The 16,687-nt window shown below is 69.4% G+C and carries 15 protein-coding genes; 10 read left to right on the plus strand and 5 right to left on the minus strand.

The genetic code is table 11. The features are described 5' to 3' along the window. The 4 genes from IFT89_RS17255 to IFT89_RS17270 form a co-directional block, all read left to right on the plus strand. On the plus strand, positions 1-956 hold a 956-nt coding region (locus tag IFT89_RS17255), incomplete at its 5' end, for an amino acid ABC transporter ATP-binding/permease protein (RefSeq protein ID WP_202939575.1). Next, entirely contained in the window at positions 956-2,308 is a 1,353-nt protein-coding gene (locus IFT89_RS17260) for an anthranilate synthase component I family protein (protein ID WP_202939576.1), read from the plus strand. The genes IFT89_RS17255 and IFT89_RS17260, both read left to right, overlap by 1 nt. A 116-nt stretch (positions 2,309-2,424) precedes the next feature. Beyond that, entirely contained in the window at positions 2,425-4,986 is a 2,562-nt protein-coding gene (gene leuS / locus IFT89_RS17265; protein ID WP_202939577.1) for a leucine--tRNA ligase, read from the plus strand. 152 nt (positions 4,987-5,138) lie between these two features. After that, entirely contained in the window at positions 5,139-5,558 is a 420-nt protein-coding gene (locus tag IFT89_RS17270) for a hypothetical protein (RefSeq protein WP_202939578.1), read from the plus strand. Between the two features lie 65 nt (positions 5,559-5,623). On the opposite strand, the gene IFT89_RS17275 is transcribed toward IFT89_RS17270, so the two are convergent. From IFT89_RS17275 to IFT89_RS17285, 3 genes are all read right to left on the minus strand, one after another. Then, positions 5,624-6,190, minus strand: a complete 567-nt coding sequence (locus IFT89_RS17275; protein ID WP_202939579.1) for an RNA polymerase sigma factor — start codon at positions 6,188-6,190, stop codon at positions 5,624-5,626. Further along, the gene (locus IFT89_RS17280) at positions 6,187-6,678 is read right to left on the minus strand and encodes a hypothetical protein (RefSeq protein WP_191940941.1); all 492 of its coding nucleotides are present in this window, start codon (positions 6,676-6,678) and stop codon (positions 6,187-6,189) included. The genes IFT89_RS17275 and IFT89_RS17280 overlap by 4 nt, the downstream gene beginning before the upstream one ends. 253 nt (positions 6,679-6,931) lie before the next feature. Then, on the minus strand, positions 6,932-7,348 hold the full coding sequence (locus IFT89_RS17285; protein ID WP_202939580.1) for a hypothetical protein: 417 nt from the start codon (positions 7,346-7,348) through the stop codon (positions 6,932-6,934). Between the two features lie 195 nt (positions 7,349-7,543). Here IFT89_RS17285 and IFT89_RS17290 point away from each other — a divergent pair, with 195 nt between their 5' ends. The 3 genes from IFT89_RS17290 (at position 7,544) to holA (ending at position 11,788) form a co-directional block, all read left to right on the plus strand. Further along, the gene (locus tag IFT89_RS17290; protein WP_192018060.1) at positions 7,544-8,245 is read left to right on the plus strand and encodes a helix-hairpin-helix domain-containing protein; all 702 of its coding nucleotides are present in this window, start codon (positions 7,544-7,546) and stop codon (positions 8,243-8,245) included. Positions 8,246-8,292: 47 nt separating this feature from the next. Then, on the plus strand, positions 8,293-10,665 hold the full coding sequence (locus IFT89_RS17295; RefSeq protein WP_202939581.1) for a ComEC/Rec2 family competence protein: 2,373 nt from the start codon (positions 8,293-8,295) through the stop codon (positions 10,663-10,665). A 67-nt stretch (positions 10,666-10,732) separates the two neighbouring features. Next, complete coding sequence (holA, locus tag IFT89_RS17300) at positions 10,733-11,788, plus strand: DNA polymerase III subunit delta (RefSeq protein WP_192018058.1); 1,056 nt, start codon at positions 10,733-10,735, stop codon at positions 11,786-11,788. A gap of 197 nt (positions 11,789-11,985) precedes the next feature. Here holA and rpsT read toward each other — a convergent pair whose 3' ends face one another. After that, positions 11,986-12,246, minus strand: coding sequence for a 30S ribosomal protein S20 (rpsT, locus tag IFT89_RS17305; RefSeq protein ID WP_064295571.1), 261 nt, complete (start codon positions 12,244-12,246; stop codon positions 11,986-11,988). Positions 12,247-12,465: 219 nt separating this feature from the next. On the opposite strand from rpsT, the gene lepA reads away from it, so the two are divergent. From lepA to hemW, 3 genes are read left to right on the plus strand one after another with little or no spacing between them, the layout of a single operon-like run. After that, on the plus strand, positions 12,466-14,316 hold the full coding sequence (gene lepA / locus IFT89_RS17310) for a translation elongation factor 4 (protein ID WP_191940946.1): 1,851 nt from the start codon (positions 12,466-12,468) through the stop codon (positions 14,314-14,316). Then, positions 14,313-14,957 carry a DUF1990 family protein gene (locus IFT89_RS17315; RefSeq protein WP_242664435.1) on the plus strand — a complete coding sequence of 215 codons (645 nt, stop codon included), beginning with the start codon at positions 14,313-14,315 and terminating at the stop codon, positions 14,955-14,957. The genes lepA and IFT89_RS17315 overlap by 4 nt, the downstream gene beginning before the upstream one ends. A 10-nt stretch (positions 14,958-14,967) precedes the next feature. Next, a complete protein-coding gene (hemW, locus tag IFT89_RS17320) occupies positions 14,968-16,194 on the plus strand; it encodes a radical SAM family heme chaperone HemW (RefSeq protein WP_202939582.1) in 1,227 nt (408 codons plus the stop codon). Positions 16,195-16,263: 69 nt separating this feature from the next. Here the strand turns inward: hemW and IFT89_RS17325 are convergent. Continuing rightward, positions 16,264-16,687 (minus strand): DUF4870 domain-containing protein (locus tag IFT89_RS17325; protein ID WP_374190803.1); only part of this gene is annotated, 424 nt, incomplete at its 5' end.

A 16,687-nucleotide genomic window follows, 5' to 3' on the forward strand; every position in this document is an offset into this window, starting at 1 on the left:
CGGGCGCCGGGGTTGCCGGCGCCGTCCTCTCCCTGGCTTCCGGGGCGTCCGTCATCGCGGCGCTGTGGGCAGGCATGCCGGCGCTGGGAACGATCGGCGGCCCCGCGCTCACCGTGATCGTCCTCGTCCCGCTCGCCGTGTTCGAGGTCTGCGCGATGGTGCCCCTCGCGTTCGGGGCTTGGCGGGAGGCGGTCGCGAGCGCCGAGCGCGTGGCGGACGCGGTCCCGAGCGATCGACCCGACGAGATCCCGGACGAGGACACCGGCAGCATCCTCACGCCGACCTTCGACGGCGTCATGCTCGAGGCGGAGCACCTCAGCGCGCGGTGGCCCGGGAGTACGACGGCGGCGCTCGCACCGATCAGCTTCCGGCTGTCGGCCGGCGACCGGCTGCTCGTCGAAGGCGACAGCGGAGCCGGAAAGACCACCCTGGCGCACGCCCTCGTCCGCTTCCTCGAGTACGAGGGTGGGTACCGCGTCGGCGGCGTCGAGGCACGCGACCTCCGCCCGGACACGTTGCGCGAGTCGGTCGGGCTCGTCGAGCAGCGTCCGTTCCTCTTCGACGCAGACATCCGCCAGAACCTCCTCTTCGCCAAGGACACGGCCGACGACGCTGAACTCGAGGCCGTGCTGGAGCGGGTCGGGCTCTCTTCCTGGCTCGCCGAACGCGGCGGACTCGACCGCCCGGTGGGGGAGCACGGCGCGCTCGTCTCTGGAGGGCAGGCGCAACGCATCGCCCTCGCCCGCGCGCTCCTCCGCGAGTTCCCCGTGCTCGTGCTCGACGAGCCGACCGCCAACGTCGATCCTGAGCGCGCGACCGCCCTGCTCGAGGACCTGCTCGGTGTCGCGGGATCCGAGGGTCGTGCGGTCGTCGTGATCTCGCACACGCCGGTCCCCGACAGCCTCGTGACCGGTCGCCTCCGGATCGTCGCGCCGCCGATCGCGGCCGTCGGCTGATGCGATCCACCGGAGCACGCCGGCAGGTCGTCCTCCCGGCCTGGTCCGAGCCCGAGGACGTCTACCGACGCGTGTTCGCTGACGAGCCCTGGGCGGCCTGGTTGGATTCGGGCCAGGGCTCCCGGACCGGCGTCAGTCTCATCGGACGCGGGACCGAACGCCTCGTCGCGGACGTCCGGCTCGGCACGGTGGAGCGCATCACCCCTGTGTCCGCCTCGGTCGACCGGACGACGATCCTCGACGCCCTCCGTACCGTGCGTGCGGAGGGCGACCCGGGCGATTGGGTCGGGTGGTTCGGCTACGAGTCGGGGGCAGGGCTCGTCGGGGTTCCGTCGCACGCGGCCGCCTCCCCGGACGCGCTCTTCCTGCGCCTCGACGACCAGGTGCGGTTCGACCATGCGGCGCGGACGGTGACGATCTCGTCGGACGATCCCGACTGGATCGCGACGACCGTCGAGCGGTTGAGTAGGGCGACCGAGCCTCCTCCCGTGGCTGAGGCGGCCGGCGGGGTCTGCGCGCCCCGTCACAGCGATGCCGCATACGTGCGGCTCGTCGAGCGGTGCCAGGAGCACATCACCCGTGGGGACGCCTACCAGCTGTGCTTGACGAACCACCTGCGCGTCGACGGCGTCCACGACCCGCTTGCGACCTATCTGCGGCTGCGCAGGACGAGCCCCACGCACCACGGCGGCTTCCTCCGGTTCGGTTCGATCAGTGTCGCGAGCGCGTCACCGGAGCAGTTCCTCGAGGTCTGGGCCGACGGCCGCGTCCGGACGAAGCCGATCAAGGGGACCCGGCCGAGAGGTGCCGATCCCGAGGAGGACGCCCGCCGGCGCGCCGATCTGCTGGCGAGTCCCAAGGAGCGCGCGGAGAACCTCATGATCGTCGATCTGATGCGGAACGACCTCTCCAGAGTCTGCGAGCTGGGTTCCGTGGCGGTCACGGCTCTCCATCACGTCGAGAGCTACCCGCAGGTGCACCAACTCGTCAGCACCGTCGAAGGACGGTTGCGCGCAGGGCTGGGCGCGCTCGACGTCGTCGAGGTCGCATTCCCGGCCGGATCGATGACCGGGGCCCCGAAACGTCGGGCGATGGAACTGCTGTACAACCTCGAAGCGGGCCCGCGCGGGGTGTACGCCGGCGCCTTCGGCCTGCTGTCCGCGGACGGATCGATGGACCTCGCCATGGTCATCCGCTCGATCGTGATCGATCCGCAGGGTGCGTCGATCGGCACGGGTGGTGGCATCACGGCGCTGTCCGACGCCCGGGAGGAGCTCGAGGAGACGTGGACCAAGGCGGCGGCCCCGCTGGCGGCACTCGGCGTCGGACGTCCGCCTGCCGAATCCCGGTAGGCTTGACCGTTGGACGGAGCGCCGTCGTGCGCTCCAGCCCGTCCATCCTGCGGCCGAGCGCCGTGCGAGCAGCCCACGGGCTTCCACCCCCAGCACCTGCAGTGATTGAGAGTGACGTGTCAGACGAGCGCAACACCGACGACCGCCGAGACGGCGAGCGGTACGACTTCCAGGCGATCCAGGAGAAGTGGCTTCCCGTCTGGGACGAGCTGAAGCCCTTCGCAGCAGGCGACCCTGCCGACAAACGTCCGCGCAAGTACGTGCTCGACATGTTCCCGTACCCCTCGGGCGACCTGCACATGGGTCACGCCGAGGCGTTCGGCTTCGGCGACATCGTCGCGCGGTACTGGCGTCACCAGGGCTTCAACGTCCTGCACCCGATCGGCTGGGACTCGTTCGGTCTCCCCGCCGAGAACGCCGCCATCCAGCGCGGCGTCGACCCGCGCGAGTGGACCTACGCGAACATCGCGCAGCAGAAGGCCAGCTTCCGCCAGTACGGCCCCTCGTTCGACTGGGACCGCGAGCTCCACACGAGCGACCCCGAGTACTACCGGTGGAACCAGTGGCTGTTCCTCCAGCTGTTCGAGAAGGGCCTCGCGTACCGCAAGGCGAGCCCCGTCAACTGGTGCCCGAACGACCAGACCGTGCTCGCGAACGAGCAGGTCGTCGACGGACACTGCGAGCGCTGCGGCGCCGAGGTGACGAAGAAGAAGCTCACCCAGTGGTACTTCCGCATCACCGACTACGCGGACCGCCTGATCGACGACCTCAACCAGCTCGAGGGCACCTGGCCGGCCAAGGTCCTCAGCATGCAGCGGAACTGGATCGGTCGATCCAACGGTGCGGACGTCTCGTTCTCCATCGAGGGTCGTGCCGAGCCGGTCTCCGTGTACACGACCCGCCCTGACACGCTGTACGGCGTGACGTTCATGGTGGTGGCGCCCGACTCGGAGCTCGCAGCCGAGCTCGTCGCAGACACCTCCGACGAGGTCAAGGGGCGCTTCCAGGCCTACCTCGACAGCGTCAAGGGTGAGAGCGAGATCGCGCGGCTCGCGACCGACCGCCAGAAGACCGGCGTGTTCCTCGAGCGCTACGCGATCAACCCGCTGAGTGGCGAGCGCCTGCCGATCTGGGCGGCCGACTACGTCCTGGCCGACTACGGTCACGGGGCGATCATGGCGGTTCCCGCGCACGACCAGCGCGACCTCGACTTCGCGCGGGCGTTCGACCTGCCCGTGCGCGTCGTGGTGGACACCACCCAGCCCGTCACCGGTGCCATCCCGATCATCGTCGACGGTGAGCTGCCGGAGGACCTCCCGTCGATCGATCCCGCCAAGACGGGTGTCGCGCTGACGGGCGACGGTCGCCTGACGAACTCCGGCCCCTTCGACGGCCTGAGCAAGGCGAACGCGATCCCGAAGGTCACGGCGGCGCTGGCATCGAGCGGCCTCGGCGCGAAGACGAAGAACTACCGCCTCCGCGACTGGCTCATCTCGCGACAGCGCTACTGGGGCACGCCGATCCCGATCATCCACTGCGACGCCTGTGGCGAGGTGCCGGTCCCCGAGGACCAGCTCCCCGTGCGGCTGCCGGATGCCGCGGGTCTCGACCTGCGTCCGAAGGGCATGAGCCCGCTCGCGGCGGCTGAGGACTGGATCAACGTGGACTGCCCGTCGTGCGGGAAGCCTGCGAAGCGCGACTCCGACACGATGGACACCTTCGTCGACAGCTCGTGGTACTTCCTCCGGTTCCTGAACCCGACCTCCGACGAGATCGCGTTCGACCCGAAGGAGGCCGACAAGTGGGCCCCGGTCGACCAGTACGTCGGCGGTGTCGAGCACGCGATCCTGCACCTGCTCTACTCACGGTTCATCACGAAGGTCCTGTTCGACCTCGGCAAGGTCGGCTTCACCGAGCCCTTCAGCGCGCTCCTCAACCAGGGCATGGTCATCCTCGACGGTTCGAAGATGAGCAAGAGCAAGGGCAACCTGGTGGAGTTCGCCCAGGAGCTGCGGTCGTATGGCGCCGACGCCCTGCGCGTCACGATGGCGTTCGCCGGTCCTCCGGAGGACGACATCGACTGGGCGGACGTCTCGCCTGCCGGGTCGGCCAAGTTCCTGGCACGCGCCTGGCGGGTCGCGCACGACGTCACCAGCTCGCCCGACGTCGCCTGGAAGGACGGCGACGAGAAGCTGCGGAAGGTCACGCATCACTTCCTCGCGGAGGCTCCCGGCCTCATCGAGGCGGGCAAGTTCAATGTCGTCGTGGCACGACTCATGGAGCTCGTCAACGCGACGCGGAAGACGATCGACGCCGGGCCCGGCGCGGGCGACCCCGCCGTGCGCGAGTCCGCCGAGGTGACGGCCATGGCGCTCGACCTCTTCGCGCCCTTCACCGCCGAGGACATGTGGGCCAAGCTCGGCTACCAGCCGTCGATCTCGCTGGTGCCGTGGCGGAAGGCCGACCGGTCGCTGCTGGTCGAGGACCAGGTGACCGCGGTGGTGCAGGTCGACGGCAAGGTCCGCGACCGGCTCGAGGTGTCGCCGAAGATCTCCGGCGAGGAGCTCGAGCAGCTCGCGCGCGCGAGCGCGACCGTGCAGCGTTCCGTGGGCGACCGCGAGATCGTCAACGTCGTCGTGCGCGCCCCACGCGTGGTGAGCATCGCCACGAAGGGTTGATGCGGTTCGGGGCGGGCCCTGCGGCCCGTCCCGAACACGCTCGGAGCGCTCGGGGACGACCATCCAGTCGGACCCCGTGTCCCATCCGACGGCAGGGGGTTCCCGGATCGCGTCCCGCCCGCTTGCCTGTGCTTCCTCGGTAGCATGACCGGGTGATCGCTCTCACCCCATCAGTACGAACGCTCCGCGTGTTCCAGATCCTGTGGGTGATCGGCTTCCTGATCGGAACGACCACGCACACCGCGGATCTGATCCTCGGCGGGTTGGACGTCTACGGCGGCTTCCCGCCCGGCGTCCGGCTGTTCTGGGTGACACTCACGGTCTTGGACCCCATCACCGCTGTGCTGATCATCCTTCGACGGCGCGCCGGCATCGTGCTCGGCATCGCGGTGATCGTCGCCGACATCGCCGTGAACTGGACCGTCTTCGTTCTGCTCGGCGGTCTGTCGTGGTTCGGCGTCATCAGTCAGAGCCTGTTCGCGGTGCTCATCCTCGCCACGGCTCGCCCCCTGTGGATCTGGTTCGGGCGATCTTCGACACGAGAGCGGGCTGAGCCAGCCAGAGCGGCTTGATCGCCCTCAACGGATGGATCCGCTGCAGTCGGAGGTCGAGGGAATCGACAAGCAGACGTCCTCGATCAATGGTCGACATGCGCGGCCGATTTCTCGAGCGGGACGCGAACGCGCACGTCCTGCTCGCCCGGATCCCGCAACAGCTGGCGGAGACGCAGACGCGCGCGCTGGTATCGGCCACGGGCAGTCGACTCACGCACACCGACGATGCTTGCTGCCTCGATGACCGTGAACCCGTCCCACAGCACGAGTTTGATCAGTTCTGCTTGATTCCGAGGGAGCTCGGAGATAGCCGCCAGCACGGATTCGGTGGTGTCGTCCGTCTGCGTCGGCTGGAGCGTTTCGAGGTGTTCGCCCAGACGAGCGGTGAGTGCGTCCCTGCGATCAGAGCTGCGGCGGGCATTCGACGCCACCCGGCGTGCGACTCCGAAGAGCCACATCCGCGCCTGTACAGGGTCCGCTGGCATCCGATCGATGTGTCTCCATGCTGCGATGAAGGTCTCGCTCAGCGCATCGGCGGCGTCTGCCGGGGTCGTGACCCGTCGGCCGAGGAACGAGAGCACATCGGCCGCGTTGTCCTGGTGAAGTCTCTCGAGTCGTTCCTGGCGGGCGCGACGTTTCGCGTCGGTCACTGCGCATCCTCCGCGGTCTCGCCACAGTCGCCGGCGACGTCGATCGAGGTCCCAGTCCGCAGGAAGCCAGCCTTCTCGAATGCATCGAAGATCTTCGTCGCCATCAGGTTTCCGGCCACGGATTCCGGGGTTGCAGCTGGCGGCGGCGTGGTTCCATTTACCTCGGCGATCGTTGCCAGTTCCGTGCGTCGAGCTTGTTCGATGGCGAGCGCTGCGTCGATGTCGGCTGTGGTGATCGAAGCGACGACCCTGTCCCAGTCGTATTCGGTCAGGAAGACGCGGGCTTCTTGCGTGCGGCGATCGGCCTCAGCCGTGCTGATGTTCCGGTATTCGGGGACCACTCGCGCAACGAGCTGGCACACCGCGCCGTCCTCGCCGATGTCGAACGATCGTTGCACCGTGGCTTCGGGTGTCCAGCCGACCCAGTCGAGCACAGCCGGGGCCGCCGCCGCAGCGCTCACACCGACCGTGAAGAGTCCGGCGGTCACACCCAGGAGGCTGAGGTAGCGCTTGTATCGGGATCTCACACCGGAAGGTCGTGCTCGGGACGCAGCCTCCTGGGCTACGAAACGAGCGTACTCGGCGGCTTCCGCATCCTCTCCGAAAGCGCGCGGCGCGGATCGTTGTATCTGTGCGTCAAGATCATCCATGGAAACCCCCTCGAGTGAACACCGTCACTGATGACATGTCCGGCACCCATCGAGTCTTAACGCGTGCGGCACGAACTGCGCGCGTTGACGTTCAGCTGCTCGGCCGCCACGATGAATCGCTCCAGTAGTCTCCGCGCACGACCCAGACATCGTTGCCGAACTCCTCCGCCGACACGGTGATCGGCCTCGGATCCCACAGGGTGCCGTCCATCCGGCCACGATCGACGAGATAGATCTCCTCGAAGGCCACTCGGTCGGCGCCCGCTGGGGGTCGCACGGTGAAGAGTGACCAGCACCCGCCGTTCGCGCATTCGCTGCGCGCGCTCAGCAGCGCGGTGCCTTCCGGGAACCGCATTGCCTCTGCAGACGGGACTCCGGCGCCATCGATTCGTTCGACGTCCAGGATCATGAGCCGAAGCGGATACAGGTGCATGGAGACGTCCAGCACCAGCGCCGCGGCGATGAGGATCGCCGTCAGCCAAGCCTGTCGACGTGACTTCGCCTGCATGCTGCCCCCGTTTCACCGGCCCCCGCCGGAGACTCGACGGTAGCAGGGCTCTGCGCCGCGAGGTGGGGGCCGGGGCTGGACGTCAGGCCTCGATGCGCGTCTCAAACGCGCTCCACAGGGGCGGGCGCGGGGTGTTCGGTCCCGTGGCGACGGCGAGCGTGTGGTGCGGGGCGTCCGGGCTCGTAGCGTTCGAGGATGACCATCGAACCGGAACCCACGTCCCGCCCGGTGCCATCCACGCGTTCGTCGACGCGCCGTCTGCTCGGTGAGCTACCGCGCCCGGAGTTCCGTGCCGGGGCCGTCGTGGTGCTGGTGATCGCTGCGCTCGTGGTCGCCATCCTCGTCTCGCTGTTCAGCTCAGGCGGGGCGGTGCGGACCATCGGTGGGGCGGAGTTGTCGGCTGAGGGGAGCCCCATGCCTGTCGCGACACCGGGAGCGACCGCACCTGCCGGCTCGGCGACGGGGGAGCTCTTCATCCACGTGCTCGGAGCGGTCGCGGCCCCTGGTGTCTACCGGCTGCCGGACGGATCACGTGCGTTCGATGCGGTGGCGTCCGCCGGCGGCCTCCTACCGGAAGCGGACACCAGTGCCGTGAACCTCGCACGGTTCGTGAACGACGGCGAGCAACTGTACGTCCCGGTGGTCGGCGAGGTGCCACCTGGCGGAGGCGCGAACGGGTCGGCTGCCGGGAGTCCCTCCGGCTCGCAGCTCGTCAACGTGAACACGGCATCCGCGGCAGAACTCACCGCACTCCCGCGGATCGGAGAGGCCCTGGCCGCACGCATCGTCGCCTGGCGGGAGGCGAACGGACCGTTCGCCACCCTCGACGACCTGAGCGCGGTCGAAGGCATCGGCGCGAAGACCCTCGAGGGGCTTCGCGCGGCGGCGACGGTGTGACCGCAGACGCGGCCACCGGACCGACATCCGGGCGAGGTGAGAGCGCGATGCGGTTCCCGCGCCTGCTCATCCCGGCGGCGGTCTCCTGGGTCGGTGCGGCCGTCTGCAGCGCGGCTCCAACGCTGGCCTGGGGTGGGGTACTGGTCGCGTTCCTCGTCGCCTCCGCCTGCCTCGGGTGCAGCACGGTCGTCCGGCGTCGCCGTGCGGAGTATCGCCCGGGGGAGCGTCGGACAGGGTCTGTCGTCATCACGACACTCCTGCTGTGCGCGTGCGCCGCGGCGCTGTTCGGCATGGTCGCGGCCTCGATCGCCGCACGCGCGCCTGACCGGCAGCCGGAGGCGCTGCAAGCGCTCGGAAACGCTCCAGTGGATGCCGAGGTCGTGGTGACCGGCGACGCCGTGCCCACCGGTTCGGTCACGACGGGATCCGGCATCCGCTTCGCTGCCGACCTCGTGACGGCCAGTGGAGACCACAGCATCCTGGAGCACCTCTCGGTCCCGGTCCTCGTGTTCGCGCCGGTGCCGGCGGATCGGGCGCCGAGGATCGGCGAGCGCTGGCGCGTCGACGGCTCGCTCCGATGGAACGCGCCGGGTGATGCGCGGGCAGCGCTGCTCTTCGCACGGGAGGAACCCGAGCTGCTGGGGGAGCCGCCGGCGATCCTCGACTGGTCGGCGTCGCTCCGTTCCGGCCTCGTCGGGCTCGCGTCCACCTTGCCCGGCCCGGGTGGGGAACTGCTGCCCGGCCTCGCGATCGGCGATGTGAGTCAGGTGAGTGACGCGGTCACGGAGTCGATGCAGCGCAGTTCACTCTCGCATCTGACGGCCGTGTCCGGAGCGAACTGTGCGGTCATCGTGTGGCTCGTCAGCACCGCGGTCGCGGCACTCGGCGGCGGGCGGAAGCTCAGGATCTCTTGTGCCCTGCTGTGCCTCGTCGCCTTCGTGGTCCTCGTGACGCCCCAACCGAGCGTGCAGCGGGCGGCTCTCATGGCCGCCTTCGTCCTGGTGGTGGGCGGCTTCGGGCGGCCGATCAGGGGCCTCGCCGCGCTGTCGTTGGCGGTGGTCGTCCTCCTCGTCGCCGACCCTTGGCTGGCCGGGCAGTACGGGTTCGGGCTCTCGGTGCTCGCCACCAGTGGTCTGCTGCTCCTGAGCGGACCCCTCACGGACCTGCTGGGCAGGTGGCTGCCGCGAGGGATCGCGGCCCTCATCGCGATCCCGGCAGCCGCCCAGCTCGCCTGCCAGCCGATGCTCGTCCTCCTCGACCCCGCGATCCAGCTCGGCGGTGTCCCCGCGAACCTGCTCGCGGGCCCGGCCGCAGCGCCCGCGACCATGCTCGGGCTGCTCGCCTGCCTGCTGGTCCCGTTCGCACCACCACTCGCATGGCTCGTCGCGTGGCTCGGGTGGGTGCCGGCGACCTGGATCGCAGCGGTGGCCCGGTGGTTCGAGGGCGTCCCTGCTGCGCGGGTGCCGTGGCCGGAGGGGCCGCTGGGCGTCGTGCTCGTCACCGTGCCGACCGTCTTGATCGCCACGCTCCTGCTGTTCCGTCGGGACCTGCCCCCGAGGTGGTCGAGGACGATCGGGGTGGCGGTGGTCGTGGCGCTCGTGGCACTGTGCGGTCGGGCGGTCGGGGACGGACTCGGGCCGGCCCTGCACCGGCCGGGCGACTGGATCGTGGCCGCCTGCGACGTCGGTCAGGGAGACGCGGTCCTCCTGCGACAGGGCGGCGCCACCGCCCTGGTCGACGTCGGGCCTGACCCCGAACCGCTCCGCGCGTGCTTGGACGAACTCGGGGTGTCTCGCATCGAACTGCTCGTCCTCACCCATTACGACCTCGACCACGTCGGAGGCCTCGACGCGGTCGTCGGCAGGGTCGACGAGGTGCTGCTCGGGCCGGTCGACGACCCGGAGGACGAGCGCATCGCCCGAGTGCTCCGAGCGGCCGGTGCGGAGGTGCGACAGGCCGGCGCCGGGGACCAGGGGGTGCTGGGGGTCCCGGAGAGCGCGGCACCGTGGCGCGTCCTGTGGCCGGACCCCGCGGCAGGTGGCGTCGAACCGGGGAACGACGCGAGCGTGGTGGTCCGATTCGACCTCCTCGCCGCATCGGTGCTGCTGCTCGGCGACCTCGGCGAGGAAGCGCAGGACCGGCTGCTCGGTCGGCACGCGCTCGGGGACGCGGTCGACATCGTCAAGGTGTCGCATCACGGTTCCGCCGATCAGAGTGACCGCTTGGCGCGCCGGGTGGGCGCGACGGTTGCGCTCGTCTCCGTCGGGGCCGACAACGGCTACGGGCATCCGACGCGTTCAGCGCTCGAGCTGTACGAGGCCACCGGGGCCGAGGTCCTCCGCACGGACGAGTCGGGCATCATCGTCCTCGGCCCGGGCGACGACGGCGGGTTCCGCGTGTGGTCGGAGCGCGGCGGGTGAGCTGCCGTCCCCGACCCGTCTGGCGTCGGCGGTCGCCGGTAGACTCGGACGGTCGAGAGGAGCCGCTGTGGCTGCACCACGTTCCGCCGGTCGCGGCAAGGCCAAGACGGCGGCCAAGGCCTCGGCGGCGATCCCGCAGCTCGGCTGGTCCGAGATCCGCCCGGCGCCGATCGTGTTGGTGTCCGGCACGGAGTCCTTCCTCGCCGACCGGGCGATCCGTCGGCTGCGCGACTTCCTCGTCTCCGAAGACCCCTCGCTCGAGGTCAACGACGTCGCCGCCGACAGCTACGCCCCGGGGGAGCTGCTCACGGTCGCGAGCCCGTCGCTCTTCGGTGAGCCCCGGCTCGTCCGCGTCAGCCAGGTCGAAAAGTGTTCCGACCAGTTCCTCACCGAAGCCATCCGGTATCTCGAAGCACCGCCGGAGGGCGCCTACCTCGTGCTGAGGCACAACGGAGGCGTGCGCGGCAAGAAGCTGCTCGACGCCATCCGCTCAGGCACCGGTGGCGGTGTCGAGATCGTCTGCACCGAACTCAAGCGGGACAGCGACAAGGCCGACTTCGCCGCGGCTGAGTTCAAGACGGCGGGTCGTCGCATCACGCCCCAGGCGCTCCGTGCACTCGTCGGCGCCTTCTCCGACGACCTCGCCGAGCTCGCTGCCGCGTGCAGTCAGCTCATAGCCGACGCGTCGGAGGAGATCACCGAGCAGACGGTCAACAAGTACTACGGCGGTCGTCTCGAGACGAGCGCGTTCGACGTCGCCGACGCCGCGATCGCCGGACGACACGGGGAAGCGCTGCTCGCCCTGCGGCAGGCGCTCGACTCGGGTGCCGACCCCGTGCCGATCGTCGCCGCGTTCGCGATGAAGATCCGCACGATGGCCAAGGTGTCGTCGGCACGCGGCGGGTCCGGGCAGATCGCGCAGCAGTTCGGCCTCGCGCCGTGGCAGGTCGACCGCGCCCGTCGGGACCTGTCCGGCTGGACGGACGCCGGCATCGGCCGCGTAGTGCAGATGCTCGCCGAGACCGACGCCGGCGTGAAGGGCGCGAGCCGCGACCCGGTGTTCGCGCTCGAGCGGCTCGTCGGCGTCATCGCGGCACGCGGGGTCGATCTGTCGGAGCGGTAGCCCGCCGACCAGGCCGTGGTGGCGGGCGGGATGCCCTTCGACAAGCTCAGGGACCCGTTTGCGCTCAGGGACCCGTTTGCGCTCAGGGACCCCGTTTGCGCTCAGGGACCGCTGTGTACTCAGGGAACGGAATGCCCCGGGAACGCGAAAGGCCCCGCACGTTCCGAGGAACGCCGGGGCCTTGCAGCTGGTGTCGCTTAGAGCGCGTTGACCTGCTTGGCGATGGCCGACTTGCGGTTCGCTGCCTGGTTCTCGTGGATGACGCCCTTGCTCACGGCCTTGTCGAGCTTCTTCGAGGCGAGCTTGAGTGCGGACTCAGCCTGAGCCTTGTCGCCGGCGACGACGGCCTCACGGGTTGCGCGGATGGCGGTCTTCAGCTGGCTCTTGACGGCCTTGTTGCGCTCGTTGGCCTTCTTGTTGGTGCCGATGCGCTTGATCTGCGACTTGATGTTTGCCACGTTGGGTCAACTTTCGGTTCGAGGAAATGATGTTCGGTGCCGTCGGACGGAAGAGGGCGTCTTCAAGCGAGTTCTCGTGTGGTCTCAACTCACACGCAAGCCAACAGGCAACAATACCAGTCGGGCTGAGTTCTGGCAATCCAGGGTACCGCAGCGCGGGTGCTCCCCGCCGTGGGACAATGAGGGTTGCCCGATTCCACCCCTGACCCCGAGGAACGCGTGAGCCCCCAAGCAGTGAAGGCCCTCGAGCCGGCATCGACCGACCCGGCGTTCATCCGGAACTTCTGCATCATCGCCCACATCGACCACGGCAAGTCGACCCTGGCGGACCGCATGCTGCAGATCACCGGCGTCGTCTCGGACCGCGACATGCGGGCGCAGTACCTCGACCGCATGGACATCGAGCGCGAGCGCGGCATCACCATCAAGAGCCAGGCCGTGCGCATGCCGTGGTCGCTCAACGGCGAGACCTTCGCGCTCAACATGATCGACACCCCCGGGCACGTCGACTTCACCTACGAGGTCTCGCGGTCGCTCGCCGCCTGCGAGGGCGCGATCCTCCTCGTCGACGCCGCACAGGGCATCGAGGCGCAGACACTCGCGAACCTCTACCTCGCCCTCGAGAACGACCTCGAGATCATCCCGGTGCTCAACAAGATCGACCTCCCGGCGGCAGACCCCGACAAGTACGCGAAGGAGCTCGCGAGCCTCATCGGCGGCAAGCCCGAAGACGTCCTGCGGGTGTCCGGCAAGACCGGCATGGGTGTCGAGGACCTCCTCGACCGCGTCGTCGGCCGCATCCCGAACCCCGTGGGCGACCCGGACGCACCCACGCGCGCCATGATCTTCGACTCCGTCTACGACACCTACCGCGGCGTCGTCACCTACGTCCGCATGATCGACGGCCAGCTGAGTCCGCGCGAGCGCATCCAGATGATGTCGACGCGCGCGGTGCACGACCTTCTCGAGATCGGCGTCAGCTCGCCTGAGCCGACGCCCACGAAGGGCCTCGGCGTCGGTGAGGTGGGCTACCTCATCACCGGCGTGAAGGACGTCCGGCAGTCGAAGGTCGGCGACACCGTCACGACCGCGGTGAAACCGGCGACCGACGCCCTCCCGGGCTACACCGACCCGAAGCCGATGGTCTTCTCCGGTCTGTACCCGATCGACGGCAGCGACTACCCGATCCTGCGCGACGCGCTCGACAAGCTGAAGCTCTCCGACGCCTCGCTCAACTACGAGCCGGAGACCTCCGTCGCCCTCGGCTTCGGGTTCCGCGTCGGCTTCCTCGGCCTCCTGCACCTCGAGATCGTGACCGAGCGGTTGCAGCGCGAGTTCGACCTCGACCTCATCGCCACGGCACCGTCGGTCACCTACGAGGTGAAGACGGAGGACAAGCAGGTCGTCACCGTCACGAACCCGAGCGAGTTCCCCTCCGGCAAGATCCTCGAGGTGTCGGAGCCGATGGTCAAGGTGGGCATCCTCGCCCCCAAGGACTACGTCGGCACCATCATGGAGCTCTGCCAGAGCCGCCGCGGCGCCCTGCTCGGCATGGAGTACCTCGGCGAGGACCGCGTCGAGCTGCGGTACACGATGCCGCTCGGTGAGATCGTGTTCGACTTCTTCGACCACCTGAAGAGCCGCACGCAGGGGTACGCGTCGCTCGACTACGAGCCCTCCGGCCAGCAGGCCGCGGATCTCGTGAAGGTCGACATCCTGCTGCAGGGCGACCAGGTCGACGCGTTCAGCGCCATCGTCCACCGCGAAAAGGCGTACGCCTACGGTGTGCTCATGACCGAGCGCCTGAAGAAGCTCATCCCGCGCCAGCAGTTCGAGGTGCCGATCCAGGCCGCCATCGGTGCGCGGATCATCGCCCGCGAGTCGGTCCGTGCCATGCGCAAGGACGTCCTGGCCAAGTGCTACGGCGGTGACATCACCCGCAAGCGCAAGCTCCTCGAGAAGCAGAAGGAGGGCAAGAAGCGGATGAAGATGGTCGGCAAGGTCGAGGTGCCTCAGGAGGCGTTCATCGCAGCGCTCTCCGGGGACGTGGAGACGAAGGACAAGAAGTGAACGCACGACGCAGTTCGTTCGAGGACGAAGCGGTCGACTACGCGGCCGTCGGTGCCACCCAGCGGACCGACCTCATGCAGTACCCGCCGGAAGGCTACGTGCCGTCGGAGGACGAGTTCCGCCTCGGGAGCGGTGAGGAGCGGTTCGCCCTCGCGAGCAGCGCCCTCCTCACCTGGGGACTGCACCGCTCGAGCGGCGTGGAGATCTCCGAGGTGCACCCGGGGACGGGCGTGCAGTACGGCGGCATCGCCTTCGCCGAGGACGGTACGCCGCTGGAGCCCATCGAGACGCACGAGGAACAACGCTTCGCCGAGGACGGCACGCCGTTCATCACGCCGGGCACGACGGTCGTCTTCGCCGGCACCGTCGGCGGGGAACCGCTCGTCGGGCCGCATCGCGTCATCTCCGTCACCGAAGAGCCGGGTCATGTGAGCCTCGCCATCGGCACCATGGAGGGCGATCCGGAGAGCGGCGAGCAGTCCTTCACGATCGAGCAGCGCGAGGACGACTCCGTCTGGATCGTCGTGCGCTCGTTCTTCCGCCCGACGAAGGGTGCCGCGAAGCTCGTCGGCTCCAAGCGCCGCCGCAAGACCATGAACGACGCCTACCTCCGCGCACTCCTGCCGTCGCGCGGCGTCTGAGCGACGGACCGTGCCGAGCGCCCTCCCACTCGCCGATCCGGCCCCGTCCGACGGACTCCTCCCGGAGACGGCGGCCGTCGGTGCCCACGAGCGCAACTTCGGGGTCTACCTGCATGTGCCGTTCTGCCGGGTCAGATGCGGCTACTGCGACTTCAACACCTACACGGCGACCGAGCTCCGCGGCGCGAAGCAGTCGGACTACGCCGACGAGGCGGTCGCGGAACTCCGCTTCGGCAAGTCCGTCCTGGCGTCGTCGGCCGTCCCCGACCGGCCGGTCTCGACCGTGTTCTTCGGTGGCGGGACGCCGACCCTCCTCCCCGCTGACGACCTGGTCCGGATGCTCCGTGGCGTGACGGACAACTTCGACCTCGCGCCCGGCGCTGAAGTGACGACCGAGGCCAACCCCGACTCCGTCGACGCCGCCTACCTCCGCACGCTCGCCGAAGCCGGATTCACCCGGGTGTCCTTCGGGATGCAGTCCGCGGTGCCGAGTGTGCTCGCCACCCTCGAGCGCACGCACGATCCGGCCCGGGTGCCGCTCGTCGTGCAGTGGGCTCGCGAGGCCGGCCTCGGCGTCAGCCTGGACCTCATCTACGGGACGCCGGGGGAGACCCTGGCCGACTGGCGCGTCTCACTCGAGACGGCGATCGCCTGCGCTCCGGACCACGTGTCGGCTTATTCGCTCATCGTCGAACCAGGGACGAAACTCGCGCGCCAGATCCGCTCGGGCGTGGTGGGGACCCCCGACGAAGACCTGCAGGCCGATATGTACGAGCTCGCCGACGATCTCCTCACCGAGGCCGGCTACGGCTGGTACGAGGTCAGCAACTGGGCGACGGACGACACGCACCGCTCCCGGCACAACCTCTCCTACTGGACCGGCGAGGACTGGTGGGGTGTCGGCCCGGGCTCGCACAGTCACGTCGGCGGGGTGCGCTGGTGGAACGTCAAGCACCCGGCGGCCTACGCCCAGCGGATCGCGGCGGGGGAGTCCCCGGCCGCCGGCCGGGAGACCCTGGACGACGAGACCCGGGAGCTCGAACGCATCCTGCTGCTCACCCGCACGCGGGACGGCATCCCGATCCGGACGCTCGCCCCCGAGGCTCGCACGGCCGTCGCCGGGCTCATCGCCGAGGAACTGGTCGACGCACGGCAGGCCCTGCTCGGACGGCTGGAGCTCACGCGCCGCGGACGGCTCCTCGCCGACGCGGTCGTCCGCCGTCTGGTCGGCGACTGACCCTGCCCGAGGCGCAGAACAGCCCCGCCCGGCGGACCGGACGGGGCTGTTCTCGTGCGACTCGACGGATCAGGCCTTGATGAACTGGATCGTGAGCGGGTAGCTGTACAGCTCGCCCTTGTTCGCCTTGATCGCGGCGATGATGCTGAACACGATCACCACGACGTAGACGGCGATGATGATGAACAGACCCACGACGACGATCGTCAGGATCGAGCCGACCACGAGCGCGATCAGCATCGTCAGCTGGAAGTTCAGCGCGGTGAGCGTGTGCGCCTTGATGAACGGGCCGCGGTCCTTGAGGACCAGGTAGCCGATCAGCGGCGGGATGAATCCGAAGAAGATCCCACCGATGTGGATGAGCGTCGACCAGAGCTTCTCGTCCGACGGGCTCATGGGCTGAGCGGCGGCGTACGGCTGCTGGTACTGCGGGGCGCCTGCGGGCGGCGGCGGGTAGGAGCCGGCAGCGGGCGGCGGCGGCGCGTAGCCACCG

It is taken from the genome of Plantibacter sp. CFBP 13570, from assembly GCF_014841395.1.
In the GTDB taxonomy this organism is placed as follows: domain Bacteria; phylum Actinomycetota; class Actinomycetes; order Actinomycetales; family Microbacteriaceae; genus Plantibacter; species Plantibacter auratus.

Coding starts and splice junctions, on each gene's coding strand:
- IFT89_RS17295 (WP_202939581.1), top strand. CDS start 8,293: ATGCGGTTCCCGCGCCTGCTCATCCCGGCGGCGGTCTCCTGGGTCGGT.
- IFT89_RS17285 (WP_202939580.1), bottom strand. CDS start 7,348: ATGCAGGCGAAGTCACGTCGACAGGCTTGGCTGACGGCGATCCTCATC.
- IFT89_RS17290 (WP_192018060.1), top strand. CDS start 7,544: ATGACCATCGAACCGGAACCCACGTCCCGCCCGGTGCCATCCACGCGT.
- IFT89_RS17260 (WP_202939576.1), top strand. CDS start 956: ATGCGATCCACCGGAGCACGCCGGCAGGTCGTCCTCCCGGCCTGGTCC.